General features: G+C 37.7%; 22 protein-coding genes. 11 read left to right on the top strand and 11 right to left on the bottom strand.

Translation table 11 applies throughout. From position 1 onward, the window contains the following. Positions 1-61: 61 nt before the first annotated feature. The 3 genes from A6B43_RS04765 to A6B43_RS04755 all read right to left on the bottom strand — a co-directional run bounded on the left by A6B43_RS04765 (position 62) and on the right by A6B43_RS04755 (position 2,931). The gene (locus A6B43_RS04765; RefSeq protein WP_124211388.1) at positions 62-583 is read right to left on the bottom strand and encodes a Type II secretory pathway, pseudopilin PulG; all 522 of its coding nucleotides are present in this window, start codon (positions 581-583) and stop codon (positions 62-64) included. Between the two features lie 90 nt (positions 584-673). Then, on the bottom strand, positions 674-1,201 hold the full coding sequence (gene fabA / locus A6B43_RS04760; RefSeq protein ID WP_124211387.1) for a bifunctional 3-hydroxydecanoyl-ACP dehydratase/trans-2-decenoyl-ACP isomerase: 528 nt from the start codon (positions 1,199-1,201) through the stop codon (positions 674-676). A 107-nt stretch (positions 1,202-1,308) separates the two neighbouring features. Continuing rightward, positions 1,309-2,931, bottom strand: coding sequence for an AAA family ATPase (locus A6B43_RS04755; RefSeq protein ID WP_124211386.1), 1,623 nt, complete (start codon positions 2,929-2,931; stop codon positions 1,309-1,311). 122 nt (positions 2,932-3,053) lie between these two features. On the opposite strand from A6B43_RS04755, the gene matP reads away from it, so the two are divergent. Next, positions 3,054-3,503 (top strand): macrodomain Ter protein MatP, encoded by a 450-nt coding sequence (gene matP, locus A6B43_RS04750; protein WP_124211385.1) that lies wholly within the window; start codon positions 3,054-3,056, stop codon positions 3,501-3,503. Positions 3,504-3,620: 117 nt separating this feature from the next. Here matP and ompA read toward each other — a convergent pair whose 3' ends face one another. After that, a complete protein-coding gene (gene ompA, locus A6B43_RS04745; protein WP_124211384.1) occupies positions 3,621-4,730 on the bottom strand; it encodes a porin OmpA in 1,110 nt (369 codons plus the stop codon). 407 nt (positions 4,731-5,137) lie between these two features. Here ompA and ydiJ point away from each other — a divergent pair, with 407 nt between their 5' ends. Beyond that, positions 5,138-8,221: a D-2-hydroxyglutarate dehydrogenase YdiJ gene (gene ydiJ / locus A6B43_RS04740; RefSeq protein ID WP_124211383.1), complete on the top strand. Its 3,084-nt coding sequence runs from the start codon at positions 5,138-5,140 to the stop codon at positions 8,219-8,221. A gap of 22 nt (positions 8,222-8,243) precedes the next feature. After that, entirely contained in the window at positions 8,244-8,660 is a 417-nt protein-coding gene (locus A6B43_RS04735) for a hotdog fold thioesterase (RefSeq protein ID WP_124211382.1), read from the top strand. 45 nt (positions 8,661-8,705) lie between these two features. Here the strand turns inward: A6B43_RS04735 and glnA are convergent, their stop codons facing one another. Next, positions 8,706-10,127, bottom strand: coding sequence for a type I glutamate--ammonia ligase (gene glnA, locus A6B43_RS04730; protein WP_124211381.1), 1,422 nt, complete (start codon positions 10,125-10,127; stop codon positions 8,706-8,708). Positions 10,128-10,342: 215 nt separating this feature from the next. Here glnA and A6B43_RS04725 point away from each other — a divergent pair, with 215 nt between their 5' ends. Continuing rightward, positions 10,343-11,005: an NAD(P)H-dependent oxidoreductase gene (locus tag A6B43_RS04725; RefSeq protein WP_124211380.1), complete on the top strand. Its 663-nt coding sequence runs from the start codon at positions 10,343-10,345 to the stop codon at positions 11,003-11,005. Positions 11,006-11,052: 47 nt separating this feature from the next. On the opposite strand, the gene cpdA is transcribed toward A6B43_RS04725, so the two are convergent. The 6 genes from cpdA to A6B43_RS04695 all read right to left on the bottom strand — a co-directional run bounded on the left by cpdA (position 11,053) and on the right by A6B43_RS04695 (position 18,416). Next, a complete protein-coding gene (gene cpdA, locus A6B43_RS04720; protein ID WP_124211379.1) occupies positions 11,053-11,868 on the bottom strand; it encodes a 3',5'-cyclic-AMP phosphodiesterase in 816 nt (271 codons plus the stop codon). A 207-nt stretch (positions 11,869-12,075) separates the two neighbouring features. Then, complete coding sequence (gene dnaJ / locus A6B43_RS04715) at positions 12,076-13,215, bottom strand: molecular chaperone DnaJ (protein ID WP_124211378.1); 1,140 nt, start codon at positions 13,213-13,215, stop codon at positions 12,076-12,078. A gap of 24 nt (positions 13,216-13,239) precedes the next feature. Beyond that, the gene (locus tag A6B43_RS04710) at positions 13,240-14,223 is read right to left on the bottom strand and encodes an aromatic acid exporter family protein (protein WP_124211377.1); all 984 of its coding nucleotides are present in this window, start codon (positions 14,221-14,223) and stop codon (positions 13,240-13,242) included. Between the two features lie 54 nt (positions 14,224-14,277). Beyond that, a complete protein-coding gene (locus A6B43_RS04705; RefSeq protein WP_124211376.1) occupies positions 14,278-14,667 on the bottom strand; it encodes an effector binding domain-containing protein in 390 nt (129 codons plus the stop codon). Positions 14,668-14,752: 85 nt separating this feature from the next. Then, a complete protein-coding gene (gene dnaK, locus A6B43_RS04700) occupies positions 14,753-16,648 on the bottom strand; it encodes a molecular chaperone DnaK (protein ID WP_124211375.1) in 1,896 nt (631 codons plus the stop codon). Positions 16,649-16,931: 283 nt separating this feature from the next. Beyond that, entirely contained in the window at positions 16,932-18,416 is a 1,485-nt protein-coding gene (locus tag A6B43_RS04695; RefSeq protein ID WP_124211374.1) for a TrkH family potassium uptake protein, read from the bottom strand. A gap of 110 nt (positions 18,417-18,526) precedes the next feature. Between A6B43_RS04695 and epmA the strand changes: the two genes are divergently transcribed. From epmA to mog, 7 genes are all read left to right on the top strand, one after another. After that, entirely contained in the window at positions 18,527-19,510 is a 984-nt protein-coding gene (gene epmA / locus A6B43_RS04690; protein WP_124211373.1) for an elongation factor P--(R)-beta-lysine ligase, read from the top strand. A 91-nt stretch (positions 19,511-19,601) separates the two neighbouring features. Beyond that, positions 19,602-20,390: a TatD family hydrolase gene (locus A6B43_RS04685; RefSeq protein ID WP_124211372.1), complete on the top strand. Its 789-nt coding sequence runs from the start codon at positions 19,602-19,604 to the stop codon at positions 20,388-20,390. A 9-nt stretch (positions 20,391-20,399) separates the two neighbouring features. Beyond that, positions 20,400-20,927, top strand: coding sequence for a DUF1523 family protein (locus tag A6B43_RS04680; RefSeq protein ID WP_124211371.1), 528 nt, complete (start codon positions 20,400-20,402; stop codon positions 20,925-20,927). A gap of 86 nt (positions 20,928-21,013) precedes the next feature. Then, positions 21,014-21,742, top strand: coding sequence for a UDP-2,3-diacylglucosamine diphosphatase (gene lpxH / locus A6B43_RS04675; RefSeq protein WP_124211370.1), 729 nt, complete (start codon positions 21,014-21,016; stop codon positions 21,740-21,742). After that, entirely contained in the window at positions 21,742-22,533 is a 792-nt protein-coding gene (locus A6B43_RS04670) for a glycosyltransferase family 2 protein (RefSeq protein ID WP_124211369.1), read from the top strand. Before lpxH ends, A6B43_RS04670 begins: the two co-directional genes overlap by 1 nt. A 57-nt stretch (positions 22,534-22,590) precedes the next feature. Then, positions 22,591-22,971 (top strand): YbaN family protein, encoded by a 381-nt coding sequence (locus A6B43_RS04665; protein WP_124211470.1) that lies wholly within the window; start codon positions 22,591-22,593, stop codon positions 22,969-22,971. 32 nt (positions 22,972-23,003) lie between these two features. Then, positions 23,004-23,597: a molybdopterin adenylyltransferase gene (gene mog, locus A6B43_RS04660; RefSeq protein ID WP_124211368.1), complete on the top strand. Its 594-nt coding sequence runs from the start codon at positions 23,004-23,006 to the stop codon at positions 23,595-23,597. The last annotated feature ends 1 nt before the right edge of the window (position 23,598 follow it).

Genomic DNA, 23,598 nt, shown 5'->3' with positions numbered 1-23,598 from the left:
AAATAAAAGAACACTTAAAGATAATGAAATTATCATTTCAATGAGAGTAAATCCGCTATATTTATTCACGACATTTTGTCCTTTTATTATCTTGTGCTACATTAATTATTCCACTTGCATCAAACTGGATAACTTTTTGGTATTGATTATACTTTAATCCTAAACAAACCGTTTCTAAGTGACCAGAATTACCATAAATATTCATAAAACTATTAGGGTATATATTCTTACTTTTTAATTCTAAATTCTTCAGTTTAGATTTATAGATATAGTAACTAGAGGCTAGCTTACAATTTGTTATATTCAAACAATCACAGATAATTTCTTTACTACTGTGCTTTTCAATTGCAATAATACACCAATCATAAGTAGTTTTATTTTGACTAATCGTTAATGAATATCTTTGTTTTTTATAACGTGCTTGTGTTTGAATTTTATAAATAAAGGTTTTAATTTGATCAATTTCATTATTCAATAAGATAGGAATTTGAATACGAAATAATATAGGAGAGATAAAATAAATTGAAATAATGATAATAACTAACGTGATCAATAATTCAATCAGTGCAACTGCTCGATACATTATACTTCCCCTATATTTAGAGGAAGATCATAAACTCAGATAATTTATTGTAAATAATCCGTAATTATTTTTGCGGCAGAGATCGAAAAATTAAAATGCCGTAGTATCTTGAAATAGGCCAACTTTTAAATCAATCGCGCGATAAATTACTCGGCCATCAACTTCCACTTCACCATCAGCCATTCCCATCACTAATTTACGGTTGATAACTCGTTTCATATTAATACGATAAATCACTTTTTTAGCTGTTGGTAAAATTTGTCCTGTGAATTTTACTTCACCAACACCTAATGCTCTTCCTTTGCCTTTACCACCGATCCAACCAAGGTAAAAACCGACTAATTGCCACATTGCATCTAATCCTAAACAACCAGGCATCACGGGATCTCCGATAAAATGGCAGTTAAAAAAGGGTAAATCTTTATGAATATCAAGCTCCGCTTCAATATAACCTTTTTCAAACTCACCCTTTAGATTAATTTGCGTAATTCTATCCATCATCAACATTGAAGGTGCAGGTAATTGTGGCCCTTCGTTACCAAATAATTCCCCTCGGCCTGAGGCTAATAGATCTTGATAATCATAACTTGGCTTCATTTTCGGTGTACAATCGTTCATTATTTTTCCTATAAAGTAAATATAGAGCCTATACATTATTAGGCTATTTATACTTATATAGTAACAGACATTCAAAATAGAGAACAGTTGTACGCTGACTTGTCGGATCAGTGAAATAATTTATTGTATAATTTTTGCCAAAATGAACCGCTTGTTTCTTCACTTTGTAACTGCTTATTGATCAAAGTAAAAATAGAAGATTTATCAGAAAAATCTCCAGTATCTTCCGTATAGAAATCTCGAGCAAATAAAATTTGTATTGCTTCAAATACATCAGATACTGCCCAAATAGCAAATTTCTCCGCTTTTACTGCGTCAATAATTTCACTATTTAAGCTCAAATGCGACATACATACTGCTGGAATAATCACTCCTTGTTTGCCGGTTAAACCTCGAGCATTACATAAGCTAAAAAAGCCTTCTATTTTTTGATTCACACCTCCGACACTTAGTACATTCCCAAACTGATCAATTGCTCCCGTTACCGCAAAAGATTGTGGTAACGGCACCTTTGCTAATGAACTAATCAATACACAGAAAATCGCTAATGATGAGCTATCCCCATCAATTTCACCATAAGACTGCTCAAATACAAGGGAGGCCGAAAAAGGTAATTGTGAAGGTAATTCGAGTAAATTAGCTAGACAAGATTGTGCCAATAAAATCCCTTTAGAATGGATATTTCCGCCCAGCTCGACTTTTCGCTCAATATCGTGTATTTCTCCTTCACCAAGCTGAGCGTTACAGCTAATCCGTAAAGGCTCACCAAAAGCATAAGGTACACCATCAAATTCTACAACTGAAAGCCCATTGATTTGACCTATCACTTCATCATCTGTTTCGATATAAACTTGATCAGTAAGCATATCTTGTAAAGCAAATTGCTGTAATCTTTCTGCTTGCTGTTGCAGAGAATCAAAATAAGGTTGAATATGATCTAATTCCTTTTGTTCTGGATAAAATTGTGCTAACCCCAATATATATTTTTTCAGTAATGTCGGTGAAATGCTAATAAGTTTCTGACTTTCACTTTCACGAATAAATTGATTTAATAATAAATTTGTTCCTTGATCAGTAAATAATTTTCCTATCTTTTCTTGTGCAAAAGATTGAATATAATTTCTCCACTTTACTACATTTTGTTCTTCTAATGCTAAATAGCTATCAATCTCTGCATATTGGCAAAATTGATATAAAGTATCATCATACGCAGATAGCGTAGCAACATCATCACGGTTCCCCACCAACACTAATTTAAACACAGATACGACCTCATCAATATGACTTGGCAACACATTTGCACTATTCGGCGTATAATGCCTAAATAACAATGCTTGCTTTAATTTATCCCACTGATGAATATCTAATAATAGATTATTTAAGTTAAGTAATAATATTTGATGATTAGCCTGCTGGATAATACCTGGTACATATTGAATTTTATGCTCTTTTGATAAATACATCTGATAACCAAACAAACTATTTGAGGTAAATTCCATTTTACTTATCACTGAGCATTGATGTTGGCTAAACTCATTTTCTATTTCAGCCAAAAATTCAGGGAATAATTCTGTTTTTAAAACTAATGCAGAGCCAAATTCGCTTTTAGCAAATTGTGCGATTGCCTGCTTTGCGTTAGGTTGAAAATCAAAAAATTGAACCGCTTGTAATTGCGGTTCAAATGTATAATTTATACTCAGCAATTTCCAGCTAAGGGGAGAAAGTTGCACAAGATTTCCTCATTATCAAAATTTTTTCCATTATAACACCGCTTACCTTTAGATTTAAAATAATCACTTATATTTAATGACAAAGCAGATTCCGCTATACTTAAATATTATTGGGGGAAGTTATGAGATACCAAAAATTAGACATTCAAGAAGCCAACTGGAAATGGAAATATTTGCTTAAAAAACATCGTGAAGGAGAAAATATTACTAAATATGAAGAACAAAGTTACATTGAATTAAAAATACAAAAACTAGTAACACTGCAAAATTCCCCCGAGGAAATTGAAGATTGGATTAAATCGGAAATGACCGCAGATCAACGCAGACGAATGCGGCAATCCATTCGGGCTAGACGTAAACGTTTTTTTAACGCTGAAAAGCAATCAACACGCAAAAAATCTATCGATCTTGACTATTCAAGCTGGGTACGCTTATCACAGCAAGCAAATGAAATGGAAATGACGCTGTCTGAAACTATTCATTATTTAATTGATGAAATAGAAAATAAACAGATTTATACCGAGCAGGTAAATAAAATGAAGGAAAACTTGAAAAAACTGCTAAAAGAATAAGAAATAAGCGGTTAAATAATAAGATTTTTGTGATTTCAATAAACTAGTTAATAAAAATGCCCACTTAATGTGGGCATTTTTGCATTAAGATACTTAATCTAAGTACTTAAGAAGTGATTACATTGCAACTTCTTTTGAACCTTGAACTTGGATCTCAACACGACGATCTGGTGCTAAACAAGCGATAAGCGCTTTACGACCTTTAACTGCATCACAAGTGTTGCCAGTTACAGGGTTTGCTTTACCGTAACCTACAGCAGTAACTGCGGCAGGGTTTACACCTTTAGAAACGATGTAGTTAGCAACTGACTCAGCACGACGTTGAGAAAGTTTTAAGTTGTATGCTTCTTTACCGATACGGTCAGTATAACCATTTACTTGGATTGCTGGAGAAGCTAAACCTAATTTGCTGATCTCATCATGAGCTGCATCTAATGATGCTGCTGCAGCTGGTTTTAAGCTTGCTTTAGCAAAATCAAATAATACATCTGAGCTGAATGCAAAGTTTTTAGTTACGATTTCTGGTTGAGCAACTGGTGCTGCACCTTGACCGAAACGGTATGATAAACCAGCAGTTACAGAACCAATATCTGGGCTGTATTGGAAATTAGTGCCAGTATTACCAGCTTTACGCTGAGCTTTGTCTAAGTTACCAACACGGCTTAACCATTGATATTCAACACGAGCTGCTAATTCTGGAGTAATTGCATACTCTAAACCACCTGCTAATACTAAAGAAGTTTTTAAATTGTGTGATTTAACACGTGAATCTTTAGCAACAGTTGGTTGGAAGTAATAGTCAGAACGAACTAATGCTGCACCAACACGAGCATAAGCGTCTAAACCATCAACGATTGGGTAGCTACCTTTTAAGCTAATGTGAGCACCGTGCGCAGAATGTTTTGCAGCACGTTTATCTTTTTCTTCACCAGCGAAAGTAGTGTTACCACGTGCACGGCCGAAGTAATCGTAGCCTGCTTCAACTGCAAGGTTATCAATGATTTGGTAACCAGCGAATACACCGTAAGTTACAGAGTTACGGTTAACACCGATATTATCATTATTACCAATTTGACCGCCTTTTTTAGCATCAAATTGAGTTAAACCATCGTGGAATGATGCCCAACCAGTTTTAGCACCTACGTATGCAGTGTTTGCTTGTGGTGCTGCTTGAACTGAAGCGATTGCTAAACCAGAAACTGCTAATGCAATTAAAGATTTTTTCATTTTAATAATCCTCATATTATCGTCATTACGAGATAAAAAGTATTCAACAAAAATCAAACCGACCTTATGTTGAGCTTAAATGCCTCCTAAACCCAAAATAGATTTGAAGAAGGTCTAGAATTCTTGTGTATTCTATCAAAAAATATTCGACTTCAAACGGAACTTTTGTAAAAAAGTGTAATACCCACTCAAAACAGTCTATTTTTTAAACAAATAACTAACAATTTTCAAATACTTAAATCCATTTAAAATGGAATAGTATGTATAAGTCTAACAAAATTTTTGCAAAGTTACAAAAAAGAAATTTTGTAGAAATCGTATAATTTTGTACTCATTAACCTTAAATCTCCCGTAAAATCTTGCTACTATCACCTTAAATATAAAATATCACTCATTCTAAATGTATTATGATTCCTCGTTTAGCAGACACACCTCAACTTGATTCAATAGTTAAAGATTTCTTAATATTGCTTAAACAGCAGCGATTTCAGGGCGACATTGCCTCTAGCTATGCAGAAAGACTCTCTTTAGCAACTGATAATAGTGTTTATCAGCAAATTCCACAAGCCATTCTTTTTCCGAAATCAGTCAATGATGTTGTGATACTTACCCAACTTGCTCAAATACCTGAATTTCAACAGATTAGTTTTACTCCGAGAGGCGGTGGAACAGGAACAAACGGGCAATCATTAAATCACAATGTTATTGTCGATCTTTCCCGCCATATGAACCAAATTCTTGAACTCAATGTAGAAGAACGTTGGGTAAGAGTGCAAGCAGGCGTGGTAAAAGATCAACTTAATCAATTTCTAAAACCGTATGGATTATTTTTCTCCCCAGAGCTTTCAACCAGTAATCGAGCTACTCTCGGGGGAATGATCAATACTGATGCGTCAGGACAAGGCTCATTGCAATATGGCAAAACCTCTGATCACGTTCTGGCACTTAAATCTGTGCTAATTAATGGTGAAATTTTAGAAACACAAGCGATCAGTTCCGACAATTTTTTTACTCAGCTAGAACAACTCCAGCTTTCACCATATAGCTACAATTTACACAAAGCAATCTTCACTCGCTGTCGGCAAATACGCCCAACAGTGCTGAATGAACTTCCTCAACTTAACCGCTTTTTAACGGGCTACGATCTAAAAAATGTATTTAATCACGATGAAAGCACGTTCAACCTTAGCCGAATTTTAACTGGGTCAGAAGGCTCACTGGCTTTTATTTGTGAAGCTAAACTGAATTTATTGCCTATTCCACAATTCCGAACACTAATTAATATCACCTACAATTCTTTTGATGCTGCCCTGCGAGCTGCCCCTTTTATGTTACAAGCAAAGGCACTATCAGTCGAAACTATTGATTCCAAAGTACTCAACCTTGCTAAACAAGATATTATTTGGCACTCCGTGTCTGATTTAATTAACGAATCGTCAGATAATCCTATTTTAGGGATCAATATTGTTGAATATGCATCTAACAATCTCGCTCAAAATACTGCACAAATCCAACACCTTTGTACTGAGCTCGATTATAAAATAGCTGAGGGAACAAGCGGTATAATCGGCTACCAAATTTGTAATGACTTGAGCGATATAGAAAAAATTTACACTATGCGGAAAAAAGCAGTCGGGCTACTGGGTAATACACAAGGTTGGGCAAAACCTATTGCCTTTGTGGAAGATACCTGCGTTCCACCTGAATATCTTGCCGATTACATTGCAGAATTTCGCCAACTATTAGACGATAACCATTTAGATTATGGAATGTTTGGACACGTCGATGCAGGTGTACTACACGTTCGACCAGCGTTTGACCTTTGTGATCAAGAGCAAGTTATAAAATTTAAACATATTTCTGATCAAGTTGTTCAATTAACTGCCAAATATGGTGGGATAATTTGGGGAGAACACGGAAAAGGAATGCGTTCTGCTTACGGTGAACAGTTTTTTGGCAAAACTTTATGGCAAGAACTTCGCTATATAAAATCACTTTTTGACCCTCAAAACCGCCTAAACCCAGGTAAAATTTGTACGCCATTACATAGTGAACAATCACTCTACCCGATTGATGCCCAAATGCGAGCAGATTTCGACCGCCAAATTCCACTTCAAATACGAGAACACTTTAAAGGAGCAATGAGTTGTAACGGCAATGGCTTGTGTTTTAATTTCGATGTCCATAGCGTAATGTGCCCCTCAATGAAGATTTCTAATAATCGGCTCTATTCTCCGAAAGGCCGAGCTACGCTCATTCGGGAATGGCTACGACTATTAGCAAAACAGAATATTTCACCAGAAACCTTACTGGACTTACCTAAAGATCAGCTAAAACTCGTAGAGTTCGTGCAAAAACTCACAAATCAATTACACAAAACGACACGCTATGATTTTTCTCACGAAGTCAAACAAGCAATGGACACCTGCTTAGCCTGTAAAGCCTGTGCCAGTCAATGTCCAATTAAAATTGATGTTCCAAGCTTCCGTGCAAAATTCAATGCACTTTATCATCAACGTTATTTCCGACCACTTCAAGATCATCTCGTTGCCAATTTAGAATTTATTGCCCCTTTTATGGCAAAAATACCAAAAACCATCAATTTTTTAAGCACCCATAAAATGGCCGAAAAAATAGCGAAAAAAGTACTAGGAATGGTAGATATTCCTAAACTTTCCGTTCCTACATTATCACAACAATTACGCCATATTAACTATCCGAATAACAGCTTAGAACAGCTGGAACAAAAATTAGCAAGCGGTGAGATTTCGGCAAAAAAATGTATTTTCATCGTCCAAGATCCTTTTACCAGCTATTATGATGCCAACGTAGTCGCTGATTTTATACAGCTTTGCCAAAAACTAGGCTTTAACCCTATTGTTTTACCATTCAATCCAACAGGCAAAGCCCTACACGTTAAAGGCTTTCTCACTCGGTTTGCTCGAACCGCTAAAAATCAGGCTGAAATGCTTTCTCGTTTAGCAACGCTCGGAATTACAATGGTTGGGATAGATCCTGCCCTTACTCTAATTTATCGTGAAGAGTACAAAGAAATTCTTAAACATCAGGTAGGAGAATTTGAGGTCTTGCTAGCAAATGAATGGCTCATTAAGCAACTGAATACAGATCATCTTACTAGCTACAAAAAAATGCCTACATCTGACCGCTTGCCGTGGCACCTTTTTATACACTGTACCGAATCAACATCCGTACCAAACAGCCACACACTGTGGCAACAAATTTTTGCTTATTTTGGCGAAAGCCTTATGTTGGAAAAAACGGGCTGTTGTGGAATGGCTGGTACATTTGGGCACGAGGCCAAACATCTTGCAATGTCAAAAGCCATTTATGCACAGTCTTGGCAAAAAAAATTACAATGCAAAGATTTGCAACGTTGCCTTGCGACTGGCTACTCCTGCCGTAGTCAAGTAAAACGTATGGAACATCAAGTATTAAAACACCCTGTTCAAGCCCTGCTCTCAATCTTATAATAGAAAAATAGAAGGAAATTAAATGATCTGGAAGAAAGCAACAACCATTAAACAGCTTAATCAGCTTTGCCAAAGCTCAGCTATTTCTCATTTAGGCATTGAATTTACAGCGCAAGGCACAAATTGGTTGGAAGCAACCGTTCCTGTTGATCAACGCACTATTCAGCCCTTCGGGCTTTTACATGGAGGAATTTCTGCCACTCTAGCAGAAACACTCGCCTCAGCAGCTTCGTTACTCTGTTGCGAAGAACATCAATTTCCCGTTGGTACGGAACTTAATATCAGCCATTTAAAAGCTGTGAAGCAAGGAAAAGCACTCGGGCGTGTATTACCTTTACATTTAGGTAAAGATAACCAAGTTTGGGAAGTTAAAATTCAAGACGAAAACGACCGCTTGTGTGCAGTTGCACGACTAACAGTTCGTCTACTGACTAAATAAAAAATGGGTGATATTCACCCATTTCTCCTGTTCAGTTATGCTTTGTTATGAATAGTACATCTCAAATTCTACAGGGTGAGGGGTCATATTCAAGCGTTCAACCTCTTTACGACGCATACCAATATATGCCTCAATAAAACTTTTACTAAATACATTACCTTGCAGCAAGAAAGCGTAATCTTGTGATAAGCTATTCAACGCCTCATCAAGAGAACTTGCTACAGCCGGGATTTCTTGTAATTCTTCAGGCGGAAGATCATATAAATTCTTATCCATCGCATCACCTGGATGAATTTTATTTAAAACTCCATCAAGCCCTGCCATTAACAAGGCAGAAAATGCTAAATAAGGATTTGCTAATGGATCTGGGAAACGAGCTTCAACTCGAATTGCTTTTGGGTTAGTTACCGCTGGAATACGAATTGATGCTGAACGATTACTTGCGGAATAAGCTAATAAAACAGGGGCTTCAAAGCCAGGAACTAACCGCTTGTAAGAATTTGTACTTGGATTAGTAAACGCATTTAATGCCTTAGCATGCTTGATAATTCCGCCAATATAATACAGCGCTGTTTCTGATAATCCTGCATATTTATCCCCCATAAATACATTTTTACCGTCTTTACTGAGTGACATATTACAGTGCATACCTGATCCATTATCACCTGTGATCGGTTTTGGCATAAAACAAGCTGTTTTGCCGTGAGCCAAAGCAACGTTTTGCACTACATATTTATAAATTTGCGTCTCATCTGCTTTTAATGTTAGAGAATTAAAACGGCAAGCAATTTCATTTTGCCCTGCAGTTGCTACTTCGTGGTGGTGTGCTTCAACAACTAAGCCTAGCTCTTCTAAAATCAAACACATTTCCGAACGAATATCTTGTGCTGTATCATTTGGTGCAACGGCACAATATCCACCTTTTGTCAGTGGGCGATAACCTTTATTACCATTGTCATAACGAGTTTGGCTATTCCACGCACCTTCAATATCATCAATCTCATAGGAATTTCCATTCATTCCTACGCCAAAACGTACATCATCAAATAAGAAAAATTCAGGTTCAGGTCCAAAAAAAACTGTATCCGCAATACCTGTTGATTTCAAATAATTTTCTGCACGGATTGCAATCGAACGAGGATCACGATCATAGCTTTGCATTGTGTTAGGATCATAAATGCTACAACGAATAATAAGTGTTGGTATCGTAGCAAAAGGGTCAACAACTGCCGTTTCCGCAATAGGCATCAACAACATATCTGCTTTATTGATTGTTCGCCAGCCTTCCACTGATGATCCATCAAACATTTTACCCTCTTCAAATAGTTCTTCTAACTCATCTTCTATCAACGAGGTTGGCAACGATACTCCGTGTTCTTTACCTTTAATATCAGTAAATTTTAGTAACACAAATTTAATTTCATTCTCTTTTATCAGCTTTGCTACATTCTCAATGGCATTCAACATAATGCTAAATTCTCCTTTAATAAAATCAAAATTCCATTTGCAAACGGTTGCAAATAAATAATATGCTAGAAAGATACTGGATTTCTGCTTATTTTTAAATGATTATTGATCAAAAATATGCAAAAATTTAGATAAAACTACCGCTTGCATCCCTATTCCCCTCAACACTATTTAGCGGTACTATTTAGCAACCTAATCCTAACTTGGACATTACAATGAATTTAATCTCTCGAGAACAAATGTTATCTGTTTTTCATCGTCGAGCATCTACTCGAAACTACGATCCAAATAAAAAAATTCCCACCGATGATTTCGCCGCTATCTTGGAATTTGCTCGGCTTTCACCTAGCTCTGTTGGCTCTGAACCTTGGAAGTTTTTGGTAATTCAAAACAGTGAATTACGCCAAAAACTTAAACCCATCAGCTGGGGAATGGCAACTCAAGTAGATGATTGTAGCCATTTAGTCGTTATTTTAGCGAAAAAAAATGCTCGTTATGATTCCGATTTCCTGCGTGAATCAATGGTTCGCCGTAATCTTACCCCTGAACAGATTCCTTCGGTAATAGAAAAATATAAAAACTTCCAATTAAACGATGCCAATATAGGTGAAGATCCACGCCAATTATTTGATTGGACTAGTAAACAAACTTATATTGCCTTAGCCAATATGCTCACAGGTGCAGCGGCATTAGGCATTGATAGCTGTCCAATTGAAGGGTTTAATTACCAAGAAGTAAATTCCATTTTGGCAAATGAAGGGCTATTTGATCCCGCAGAATGGGGGGTATCTGTTATGGCTACCTTTGGCTATCGAGCCAAAGAAATTAAACCCAAAGCTCGTAAACCAATCGAACAAGTCGTTGAATGGGTGCTATAGTTCAATAAATATGAATAGACAAGGGCGTGAAATTGATCCGCCCTTTACTAATAGCCTAATGCTTTAAAATTTGGCAAAAAATTATTCGTATCTAACCGCTTGACGACCGTTTCAATTCTCCCATCTGAATGCAACGTTATCTCACGCCAGCCTTGTGAAATAGGATCAAGAGTAAACTCGTTACAATTTGGTTTAAATTGAACACACGTGGAAGGCGTTGAAAGAATTCGGTAGCCCTGCCACTCGCTATCAACTTCTTGATGAATATGTCCATGTAAAATTGCTTTTACCTTTGGATAAGGCTTTAATACTTCCGCTAGCTCATTAGCATTCGCTAAACTATGTTGATCTAGCCACGCAGAATTAGTTGGCAGAATATTATGGTGTAAAACAATCAGAGTATAACGATCTGGATACTCTGCTAATTTTTGGGCTAAGCTATTCAATTCCGCTGAACTTAACTCCCCTTTCGGCACATTGGCTAAATGACTATCTAATAAAATAAGTTGCCATTTTTCACCTGCCAAAATCTGCTTATGTGGTTGAATTTGTGAATATGAAGCTAATATTTCGCTCATATCAGGTTGAATATCGTGATTTCCTTCAATCCAAAATAGTGGTTTTTCCAATAACTTAACCATCTGAGCAAAACGATGGTACGCTCCACTATGATGATCTTGCACAAGATCGCCTGTGGCTAGCACAAAATCAAACTCAAATGACGATTGTAATATCGCCTCTAATACTGCTTGAAAACTCTGTATAGTTGGAACACCGAGTAGCTCTCCTGCTTCATTTGTAAATAAATGGGGATCTGTTATTTGTAAAATACGAATAGATTTTAAATCAGGGAAATCGTACACCTACATATCCTGCTGTCTTCAAAAATAATAATTAGATCAGTCTAATCATTTTAAATACGTTGTCAGTAAGCAATGTTCAAAAATGTGGAATAGACCACATTTTTCTTTTAACTTGAGCTAAACTTACATTTCTTTAAAATTCTTGTTTTACCGAGATCAAAAAAGCGGTCAAGTTTTCTTCAAACTGACCGCTTATAAATTTAAGTACTATTTTCCTAAATTATCAAAGAATTTTTTCACGCCATCAAAAAAACCTTGATGTTTAGGGCGATGTTGCCCTTTATCTGATAAGCTTTCTTCTAATTTACGCAACAACTCTTTCTGATCTTCATTCAATGACACTGGTGTTTCAATAATCGTTTTACAAATGAGATCGCCCGTATGATGACTACGTGGGCTTGTAATCCCTTTTCCTCTAATACGGAATAATTTGCCTGTTTGCGTTTCTGCTGGAATTTTTAGTTTGACTCGCCCATCTAGCGTTGGCACTTCAATTTCGCCCCCTAATGCTGCTAGAGTAAAACTGATCGGCACTTCGCAATAGAGATTTGAGCCATCACGCACAAAAATATCGTGTTCTTTAACATGAATAACCACATATAAATCCCCTGCTGGCGCACCGTTTTCACCCGCTTCTCCTTCTCCAGATAACCGTAATTGGTTACCCGTATCCACCCCTGCTGGAATTGTTACTGAAAGATTTTTGGTTTTATGTACTCGTCCTTCACCGTGACAAGAATGGCAAGGTTTCTCAATTTTTTTCCCTGTACCATGGCAACTTGGACAAGTTACTTCCGTAACGAAAAAGCCTTGCTGGCGATGAATACGACCAGAGCCGTGGCAATGTGGACAAGTCTCCACCTTACTGCCTGCTTCTGCACCTGAACCGTGGCAAGTATCACACTCTGCAAGGGTTTGAATACGAATATCTTTTTTAACCCCACGCACTGCTTCTTCTAGGGTAATTTCAAGATTGTACTGTAAATCATCACCCCGTACTACACGCTGACGGCGACTTCCGCCACCAAATCCACCGCCAAACATTTCACTAAATATATCTTCAAAGCCGCCAAAACCGCCACCAAATCCACCGAAGCCACCACCGTTACCTCCGCCGCCTTGTTCAAAGGCTTGATGACCATATTGATCATACATTGCACGTTTTTCGCTATCGCCTAAAATTTCATAGGCTTCTTTTAGCTCTTTAAATTTTTCTTCAGCTTCTTTACTCCCTTGATTTTTATCAGGGTGATGCTTTGCCGCAAGGCGTTTATAGGCACGCTTAATCTCTTTTTCACTTGCCCCTTTTGATAAGCCAAGCACTTCATAATAATCACGTTTTGCCATTGTAGTCTCTCGTTATTTTCTAAATTATTGGTTTATATAATGTTTTTTTACAAAATTATATTTTAAGTCTAAAAAGCGTTGATAATCTGTCATTAGTTGATAAATCAACGCTCGTTCTTCAAATGCTACTCGCTCAGTCGGTAAATCATATTGTCTAAAACGGCTAAACATTGCCTGCAATTGTGCTGATAATGCTTCAGGAATAATTTCACGGTTAATTTGTTGCGAGGCTAATTGGAAAATTTCTGCTAATGTTTTACCATCTTCTTGTGGGAATTTAATTAAAAACGCATTATCAATCATATAGCGTAAAATAACCGCTTGTGATTGCCGAAATACCGTATAATCCACATCAAACAATGAATGACTAAACAGATTATTTTCCCGCTCTTGCTGAACCGTTTTTTCCATTAACGCCAACTGGGCATTTAATTGCTGATACAATTTTTGTGTCTCTGCTTGTTTATCCCCTAAAGCCAGCGCTAATTGTTTTGCCAAATTTCCCATTATATGAGAAATCAGCCCTTCAACTTGTCGTTGCATTTGCTCAATCTGTTTTTTATAAGATGGCATATACAAATTGAACAAGGTTGCAACCCCAAGCCCCACAAACATTAAACCAAACGCATTATAAATAATAGCGACATCAACCGACTTAGCATTGATGAAATGGCTTAATAATACACAGCTTGGAACTAGCCCCGAAATTAAGTTAAAACGTAAAGACAGTGGAATGTAAATCAACAATAAAATTGCAAAAACTTCCAGCGAATATCCAAAATAATAAAATAACCCAACACCTAAAATCAGCCCTAAAACTAACGACATTAAACGCTGAAAAGCAATTTTTAAAGTCAAAAGCCGAGTATCCATTATGCTCAACATCGCAATAATCCCTGCAGAAAAGCTATAATGTAGCCCTAAAATATCTGCGAGGTGGATAGCTAAAATTGTGCCTAAGGTAAGTTTGACGACCCGAATGGCAGTATTATTTGTTAGAAAGCTCACAAAAGCTCCTTAATACAAGCGGTTAGTTATCCAATAAAAATACGAGTTTACAACTTAACAGTGTGCCACGATTGAAATATAGATTTCCACTCTGCCGTCTGGATAATATTTTTCCAAATCTATTTCGTATAACCGCTTTAATAGCCCTTGCTGAGTCTTTTTATTGATAAGCTCCCACGTTTTAGCCAAATTCTCACGATCAGTAATAAACTTTTCAAACGCATTCAGATCTTCTATATAAATTGGTTTTAGTCCGTTACTTTGAGGTAATTCAACCGCAATAGAAAACTTATAGCTACCTTCAAAATCAGCTTCATAATGGCTATATACATTATAGATAACTTCATCTGACTGACTTTGATTTTGCCAAAGCTGTGAAATCATCGCTGGCGCTGTTTTATGATTAAGCCGTTCTTGAATTAACGGATAGAGTGTTAAAATCATTTTATTTCCTGATTTATCAATACTTATAGCATTGTGTATAACCGAAAAGGGCGTATTACTACGCCCTTTGAAAGATTAAAGAAGATTATTTATTATCTTTTACTTCTTCAAATTCAGCATCAACTACACCATCATCTTTTGGATTTTGTTGTGGTTGCTGACCGCCAGCTTGTGCTTGGCTTGCTTGCATTAACGGTTCAGATACTTTTACAAGAGCTTCGATTTTTGCTTCAATCTCTGCTTTGTCTTCACCTTTCGCTGCGGTTTCTAACGCAGTAAGCGCTTCTTCAATCTTCGCTTTATCATCTGCATTTAACACATCGCCTGCTTCACTAATTTGTTTACGGGTTGAGTGAACAATCGCATCAGCTTGGTTACGAGTTTGAACTAACTCTTCAAATTTACGATCTGCTTCTGCATTTGCTTCTGCATCACGTACCATTTGCTCTACTTCTGCATCACTTAAACCTGAAGAGGCTTTAATCGTGATTTTTTGCTCTTTACCTGTATTCTTATCTTTTGCAGAGACGTGCAAGATACCGTCTGCATCAATATCAAAGGTAACTTCAATTTGTGGCATACCACGAGGTGCAGGCTGAATGCCATCTAGGTTGAATTGACCTAATGATTTATTATCTGACGCACGTTTACGCTCACCTTGTAACACGTGAATGGTTACCGCACTTTGGTTATCTTCCGCAGTTGAGAACACTTGGCTATGTTTTGTTGGGATTGTAGTATTTTTCTCGATAAGTTTTGTCATCACGCTACCCATCGTTTCGATACCTAATGAAAGTGGCGTTACGTCTAATAAAAGAACGTCTGTTACATCACCTGCTAATACCCCACCTTGTACTGCTGCACCAATTGCCACTGCTTCATCAGGGTTCACATCTTTACGAGGCTCTTTACCGAAGAAATCAGCAACTTTTTGTTGTACTAATGGCATACGGGTTTGACCACCAACTAAAATCACATCGTTAATTTCAGAAACAGATAATCCTGCGTCCGCTAATGCAACTTTTACTGGCTCAAGTGAACGTGCCACTAAATCTTCAACTAATGCTTCTAATTTTGCACGAGTAATGGTTAATACTAAGTGTTTTGGCCCTGTTGCATCTGCTGTGATATACGGAAGATTTACTTCAGTTGATTGTGCAGATGAAAGCTCAATTTTAGCTTTTTCTGCCGCTTCTTTAACACGTTGCATCGCCATAGAATCATTGCGTAAATCTACGTTTTGATCTTTTTTGAACTCTTCAACAATGTAGTTAATTAAACGGTTATCAAAGTCTTCACCACCTAAGTGAGTATCACCATTGGTTGCACGCACTTCAAATGTTTGCTCACCATCAATATTATCAATTTCGATGATAGATAAATCGAATGTACCACCACCTAAGTCATAAACTGCAATGATTTGGTTCTCTTTCTTAGAATCTAAACCGTAAGCTAATGCTGCTGCTGTTGGCTCATTGATAATACGTTTAACTTCTAAACCTGCGATACGACCCGCATCTTTAGTTGCTTGACGTTGCGCATCATTAAAATACGCTGGAACAGTAATTACCGCTTCGGTTACTGGCTCACCTAAGAAATCTTCTGCTGTTTTTTTCATTTTTTTCAATACTTCAGCAGAAATTTGTGGTGGTGCCATTTTCTCATTTCTGACTGCAACCCACGCATCACCATTGTCCGCTTTAGTGATCTCAAAAGGCATAATTTCGATATCACGTTGCACTTCTTTATCTTCAAAACGGCGACCAATTAAACGTTTGATTGCAAATAAGGTATTTTTTGGGTTAGTGATTGCCTGACGTTTTGCTGGCTGCCCCACTAACGTTTCTTTATCGGTATAAGCAATGATTGATGGAGTGGTACGCGCACCTTCTGCATTTTCTAATACACGAGGTTTATCACCGTCCATTACTGCTACACAAGAGTTGGTTGTACCTAAGTCAATACCAATGATTTTTCCCATTTTTAATTCCTCTATAAAATATATGTTTTCTATTTGTAAGTTAGCCTTAAGATTGTGCTTTTCTACGCTATTTCAAGACTATTTAAATACTTTTTTCCAAAAAGAAACGGGAAGTAATTTGACGTTCCCGTTCAGACAAAACAGTAAATAGGGGTAAAAAATAGGAGTTCAAGGGGAAAAATAAAAAAAATTGAGAATTTATAAGATTTTTCTATCTATATCTACGAAAGACAAAACAAGCGGTCAAATTGCAAAAAACTTTGCTAATCTCACCGCTTGTTGGTTAATCCCGCCAGAAGCTAGGGGAAAGGATCACAAGTAAAGTGAATACTTCTAAACGTCCGCACACCATTGCGAAAGTCAGTACCCATTTTGCACTGTCTGGTACTTGCACGAAATTGCTACTCACCGCCCCTAACGCTGGGCCAAGATTATTCAGGCTAGCGATCACAGCATTTAACGCATCAAAGGTATCCATTCCACACGCAATCGTTGCTAACCAACAAACAACAAACACAAAGAAATAAGCGGAGAAAAATGCCCAAATTCCCTCGACCATTCGTTCCGATAAAACGTGCTTACCTAATTTAATTGGCTGAACAATATTAGGGTGAATAAAGCGGTGAATTTCTCGCTTTCCTTGCAAATAAAGCAGTAATACACGGAACATTTTTACGCCCCCACCCGTTGAGCCTGCACAACCGCCAATAAACGAAGCAAGCACTAATAATAGTGGTAAAAATGAAGGCCATTGGCTGAAATCGTGTGCAGAAAATCCCGCTGTGGTGGAAATCGCCACAGAATGTAACAACGCCTGCGAAAACGTGGTATTTAACTGTTCAAAATAGTGATTGCCCCACAAAACAACAAAGCAGATCAAAAAAAGTGAAACTTGCACGAAAAGAAAAAAGCGAAATTCATAATCACGCCAATACAAGCGGAAAAAATTCTGTTTCACTTGCCCTTTATAACTTTCTTGTAATTTATCAAATGCCGTAAAATGTAATGCAAAATTACAAGACGAAATCAATAAAAACAGCACCGTGATTGCGTTAATCATTTCACTATTAAAATAGCCAATACTCGCATCGTGGGTTGAAAATCCCCCAATCGAAACGGTAGAGAAACTATGACTAATCGCATCAAATACAGTCATTCCTGCAAGCCAAAATGCCAATGCACATAATACGGTCAGCGACACATAAATAAGCCATAACGCTTTCGCTGTTTGAGCAATACGGGGGCGCATTTTTTGCTCTTTCAATGGACCTGGCATTTCCGCCCGATATAACTGCATTCCACCAATACCTAACAGAGGAATGATCGCCACCGCTAACACGATAATCCCCATTCCTCCTAGCCATTGCAGAAATTGGCGATAAAACAAAATAGCTTTCGGCAAGGAGTCTAACCCTGTAATCACCGTCGCCCCTGTGGTGGTTAGCCCTGAAAATGACTCGAAAATAGATTGAGAAAAATTTAGATTAGGGTTTTCTAACAAAATAAACGGTACGGCCCCCAGTGAGCCTAACACAACCCAAAATAGTACCACAATCAAAAAGCCCTCTCGGGAACGTAGCTCTTGTTTATTATTTCGACAAAACCACCAAAGTATCGTCCCGACTGAAAAATTCAGCACAAAAGCCTCTAAGAACGATCTACCACCACCGTCCCCATAAATCAATGCCACAAAGGCAGGCACAAGCATTGTGAATGAAAAACACATCACTAAAATACCCACAATGCGAATTATAGAAAGAAATTGCACGAAAAATCCTTGAAATTCAAAATTCGCTAAAATGGTACTCTGCTTTTATCTTCAGTCAAATTTTTTCTCTGTTATAATGCCCGTTTTACGATAACAAGCGGTGTGATTTAATGGAAAATTTGCAAAATTGCCAGCTCGACTGGAAGCCTTCAGCAACCATTCATAACTTACTCAAACGGGCAAAAATTATTGGTGAAATCCGTCAGTTTTTTACAGAACGAGGCATACTTGAAGTTGAAACCCCAACGATGAGTGAATTTTCTGTTACCGATGTTCATCTTTCTACTTTTCAAACCCAATTTTTATCACCATTTGAAACACAAGCCAAAACACTCTACCTCATAACCAGCCCTGAATATCATATGAAGCGTTTGCTCGCCAATGGTAGCGGAGCGATTTTTCAGATCTGTCGGGTATTTCGTAACGAAGAAGCAGGTAAACGACATAATCCCGAATTTACTATGTTGGAATGGTATCGCCCTCATTTTGATATGTATCGGCTAATCAACGAAGTTGATGATTTACTGCAACAAATTTTAGATTGTGAGCCTGCGGAATCTTTTAGCTATCAATTTATTTTTCAAACTTATGTTGGTTTAGATCCGCTTTCTGCCAGCCAAGCACAGTTGGTAACTAAAGCCCAAGAACACGGCTTACAGTGTGATGAAAATGAAGATAGAGATACTCTATTGCAATTTCTCTTCAGCGAGGTGGTTGAAACTCAAATAGGCAAAGATCGCCCAACAGCAGTTTACCATTTCCCTGCAAGCCAAGCCGCATTAGCTCAAATTAGCACCGAAGATCATCGTGTTGCAGAACGATTTGAGTTCTATTACAAAGGGCTAGAACTGGCTAATGGCTTTCACGAGTTAAGTGATGCCAAAGAACAATTACGCCGTTTTGAACAAGATAATCAACAACGAAAAATAATGGGTTTACCCCCTCAGGAACTTGATCACCGTTTTATTAGTGCATTGCAAGCAGGCATTCCAAACTGTTCAGGGGTCGCACTAGGGATTGATCGCCTATTGATGATCGCAATGCACGCTGAACGAATTGACGAAGTAATGGCATTTGGGGTTGAAAGGGCTTAAAATATCTTATTTTTTGAGCATTTAACCGCTTACAAGCGGTCATTTTCTAGAATTTTTTGCCAAAAACTGATTTTATACAAAGGAAAACGCATTGAATAACCTATTTATTATTGACTCCCACTGCCATTTAGATTCCCTTGACTATGAAACTCGCCATAAAGATGTCGATGAAGTCATCGACTCTGCGAAAAACCGAGGCGTACAGCATTTAATCTCAATCTGTACTACCGTTGGGCGTTTCTCTAAAATGAAAGCGCTCACCGCCCACCGCAAAGACGTTTCGCTTTCCTGTGGCGTTCATCCACTGAATGTGGAAGATGAACCTTTCGATTATGATAAATTATTAGAATTTTCCCAAGATCCGAAAGTCGTAGCGATTGGTGAAACAGGGCTAGATTACCACTATACCCCCGAAACTAAGGCATTACAGCAATCGCTCTTTGAACAACAAATTGAGATTGCGAACCGCTTGCATAAGCCATTAATTATTCACACTCGTTCCGCTCGAGAAGATACAATTCACCTCCTAACAAAAGGCAACGCAGAAAAATGTGGCGGTGTGTTGCACTGTTTTACAGAAGATTGGGATATGGCAAAAAAAGCATTAGACCTAGGGTTTTATATTTCAATTTCGGGCATTATTACCTTCCGTAATGCTGAAGAATTACGAGATGTAGTGCGTAAACTACCGCTTGATCGTTTATTAGTGGAAACCGATTCCCCTTACCTTGCCCCTATTCCTTATCGAGGCAAGCCAAACCAGCCCGCTTATGTACGAGAAGTCTGTGAATATGTTGCAACACTCAAGGGGGTATCCCTTGAAGAAATGGCACAAATTACAACACAAAACGTGCAAAACTTATTCAAAATAACTTGCTAAGGAGCTGTTATGAAATCTATCATCAAATATTTTCTAATTTTAGTTATGCTATCATTGCATATCGTTCTTATTGGTGCGGTAAATTATGCTTTTCCAAGCTATGAAACCACCGCTGTAACAGGAATGGAAGTTCGCCGAATGGATAAAGACGGAATGATCAGCAAATCTAATCCACCCGATGGCGAAGTACGTGATGTCTATTTTTTATTCACCGAACAGCCTGAAAATAAAAAAATTATGGTTTACCGAAATGAAGATACGGGCTGGGGATTACCGTTTTATTTTAAATTTAACTCAGCAGATATTCAGGCCAAAGCCCAAGCCTATGCTAACAGCAAACAATTAGTTGAAATTAAATACTATGGTTGGCGGATTAACTGGCTCAATGAATTCCGTAATATCGTGGCAATCAAACAACTTGATGAAAATAATACGCCATCAAAACCGTGGGTAAGCTATATTCTCTATGTGCTCTTTGGAATCACTTTTTTCTTATCCGTGCAAGTTATCCGTGGTTGGTTTGATAGTTCGAAATAATTACACAATGAATAATAAGGCAGGTAATTTACCTGCCTTTAAGATATCTATTCCCACTCGCTTTTATTTATCCTAACGTAGAAAAAATGGTTCAATACTTTATCGCCGATCTTCATTTAAATGATGCCCAACCAGAAATTACCGAGCTTTTTTTGCAATTTATGACAGAAAAAGCACCGCTTGCTGACACTCTGTATATTTTAGGCGACCTATTTGATTTTTGGATTGGTGATGATGAAAACTCCGAACTTATCCAAACCGTCAAAAAAGCAATTAAACTAGTTACGGCACAGGGTGTACCCTGCTATTTTATCTGTGGCAATCGAGATTTCTTACTTGGTAAGAAATTTGCAGAGCAAACAGGAATGCAGCTCCTACCAGATTATCACCTCATTGATCTTTACGGTAAAAAAACCCTTTTATGCCACGGCGACACGCTCTGTATTGACGATATCAAATATCAGCAATTCCGCAAAAAGGTCCATCAAAAATGGCGACAACAGCTATTTTTATGTTTACCGTTATGGGTAAGATTAAAAATCGCACAAAAAATTAGACAAAAAAGCCGTGGTGAGAAAAATATAAAACCAGCTGAAATTATGGACGTTAATCCTGAATTTACTGCCAACCTTATGCTGCAATATCAAGCTGATTGGCTCATTCACGGACACACACACAAACAAGCGGTACATTATTGCAAAAAAAATTCAACAACTGACCGCTTGTTTACCCGTATTGTACTAGGTGATTGGGGAAAAACTGCCTCTATTTTAGCCGTAACGCCTAGCCATTTTGAATTTAATCAGGAACGATAATGATCGATGTAATTATTCCCTGCTACAACGCAGAAACAACCCTACAACGAGCTGTACAAAGTGCGTTGAACCAAGCTGAACTTGGTATAATTTGGATCATTGATGATGGCTCAACGGATCACACTTTCGCCCTTGCAAAACAATTTGAAGCTCAAGTTCCCAATAAAATTCGAGTTGAAAAAATGCCCTATAATAGTGGGGTTGCTAAAGCACGAAATTGGGGAGCATTACAAAGCACGGCTGAATTGATCGCTTTTTTAGATGCAGATGATGCCTACGAACCACAAGCTCTGCACGTGGCACAAGCTATTTTTCAATTTCGTCCCGAAACAGCATTAGTACGGCTTGCAATGACACCCGTCAATCTTGATTCTCGCTATACTAATCACCCTAATTTTTCCTACGCGTGGCAAGTTATTCAAATGACTTGTGCAAGTAATATGGTCTTTAGACGGGCCTTTTTCCTCGCTTGTGGTGGCTTTCCACAAGATAAACTTTTTCGTACATTCGGAGGAGAAGATGGAGCATTAGGAATCGCTACAACAAAAATTAGCCATATTTCAACCGCTTTTGATGCCGTAGGAGTACAACATTTCTGCCGACCAGGTATGCACGCTGAATATCTATTAGAAGCTATTTTATACCAAAATCAGCGAGCAGAAATTACTGCTGAACAACTCCAACACGCTGATCGTGTTACCGATAATATTTGCCAGCAAATCACGCAATTACGGGCTTGCTTAACGACTGAACATATTGGTATTCACCCTGTCAAACTTGAATGGAATTGATTGAAAAATTCACTAAATCAACATATCATTTGTCTTTATGACTCATTTTTATTCATTATGAAGCTATTTTATATCCTACTCGGTTTTAGTGCGATTGTACTTGGCATCATTGGTATTGCCTTGCCAGGGCTACCCACAACGCCTTTTTTACTACTTGCCTTATATTGCTTTGGTAAAAGTTCCGAACGCCTAAAAAATTGGTTTATTGGCACAAAAATCTACGATAAATATCTAAAAGAATACGATCGAAACCGAGCTATGACACTGAAACAGAAAATCAGCATTCTCGCTTTTTCTGCCCCATTTTGTCTCTTTGCCCTCTTTACCCTACCGAATATTTGGGGAAAAATTGCGCTCATTTTGACCATTTTCTTCCAATATTATTACTTCATCTTTAAGATTAAAACTTTAGAAAAACAGCCAAGCAAGGTAGAATAGCAAACATTTCATTCTACAAAAAAGTAATCTAAATGACCGCTTGTTTAAGTAAAACCACACTCAAAATTGGCTTAGTCTCGATCTCTGACCGAGCCTCACAAGGTCTCTACGCCGATCAAGGCATTCCTGAATTACAGCAATGGCTTGAACAAGCACTCACTGAACCTTTTGAACTCGAAACTCGACTAATTCCCGATGAACAGCCATTGATTGAGCAAACGCTCATTGAATTAGTAGATCAACACGCTTGCCATTTAGTCTTAACTACGGGGGGTACAGGGCCTGCAAAACGTGATGTTACGCCCGATGCGACTCTGGCTGTTGCTCACCGAGAAATGCCTGGTTTTGGTGAACAAATGCGTCAAGTTAGCTTACATTTTGTGCCAACGGCAATTCTTTCTCGCCAAATTGGTGTGATTCGCCATTCTTCACTAATTTTAAACTTACCAGGTCAGCCTAAAGCAATTAAAGAAACGTTAGAAGGCGTAAAAGATAATAATGGAAAAGTACTCGTCCAAGGCATTTTCAGTGCTATTCCCTACTGTTTACAACTTTTAAGCGAAATTTATATCGACACGCACGCTGAAGTTTGTAAAAGTTTCAGACCTAAATCAGCTAGACGCTAGG

Source organism: Vespertiliibacter pulmonis (assembly GCF_013377275.1).
In the GTDB taxonomy this organism is placed as follows: domain Bacteria; phylum Pseudomonadota; class Gammaproteobacteria; order Enterobacterales; family Pasteurellaceae; genus Vespertiliibacter; species Vespertiliibacter pulmonis.
The sequence above is the reverse complement of the archived record's forward strand: the minus strand, read 5'-3'. Positions and strand labels throughout refer to the sequence as shown.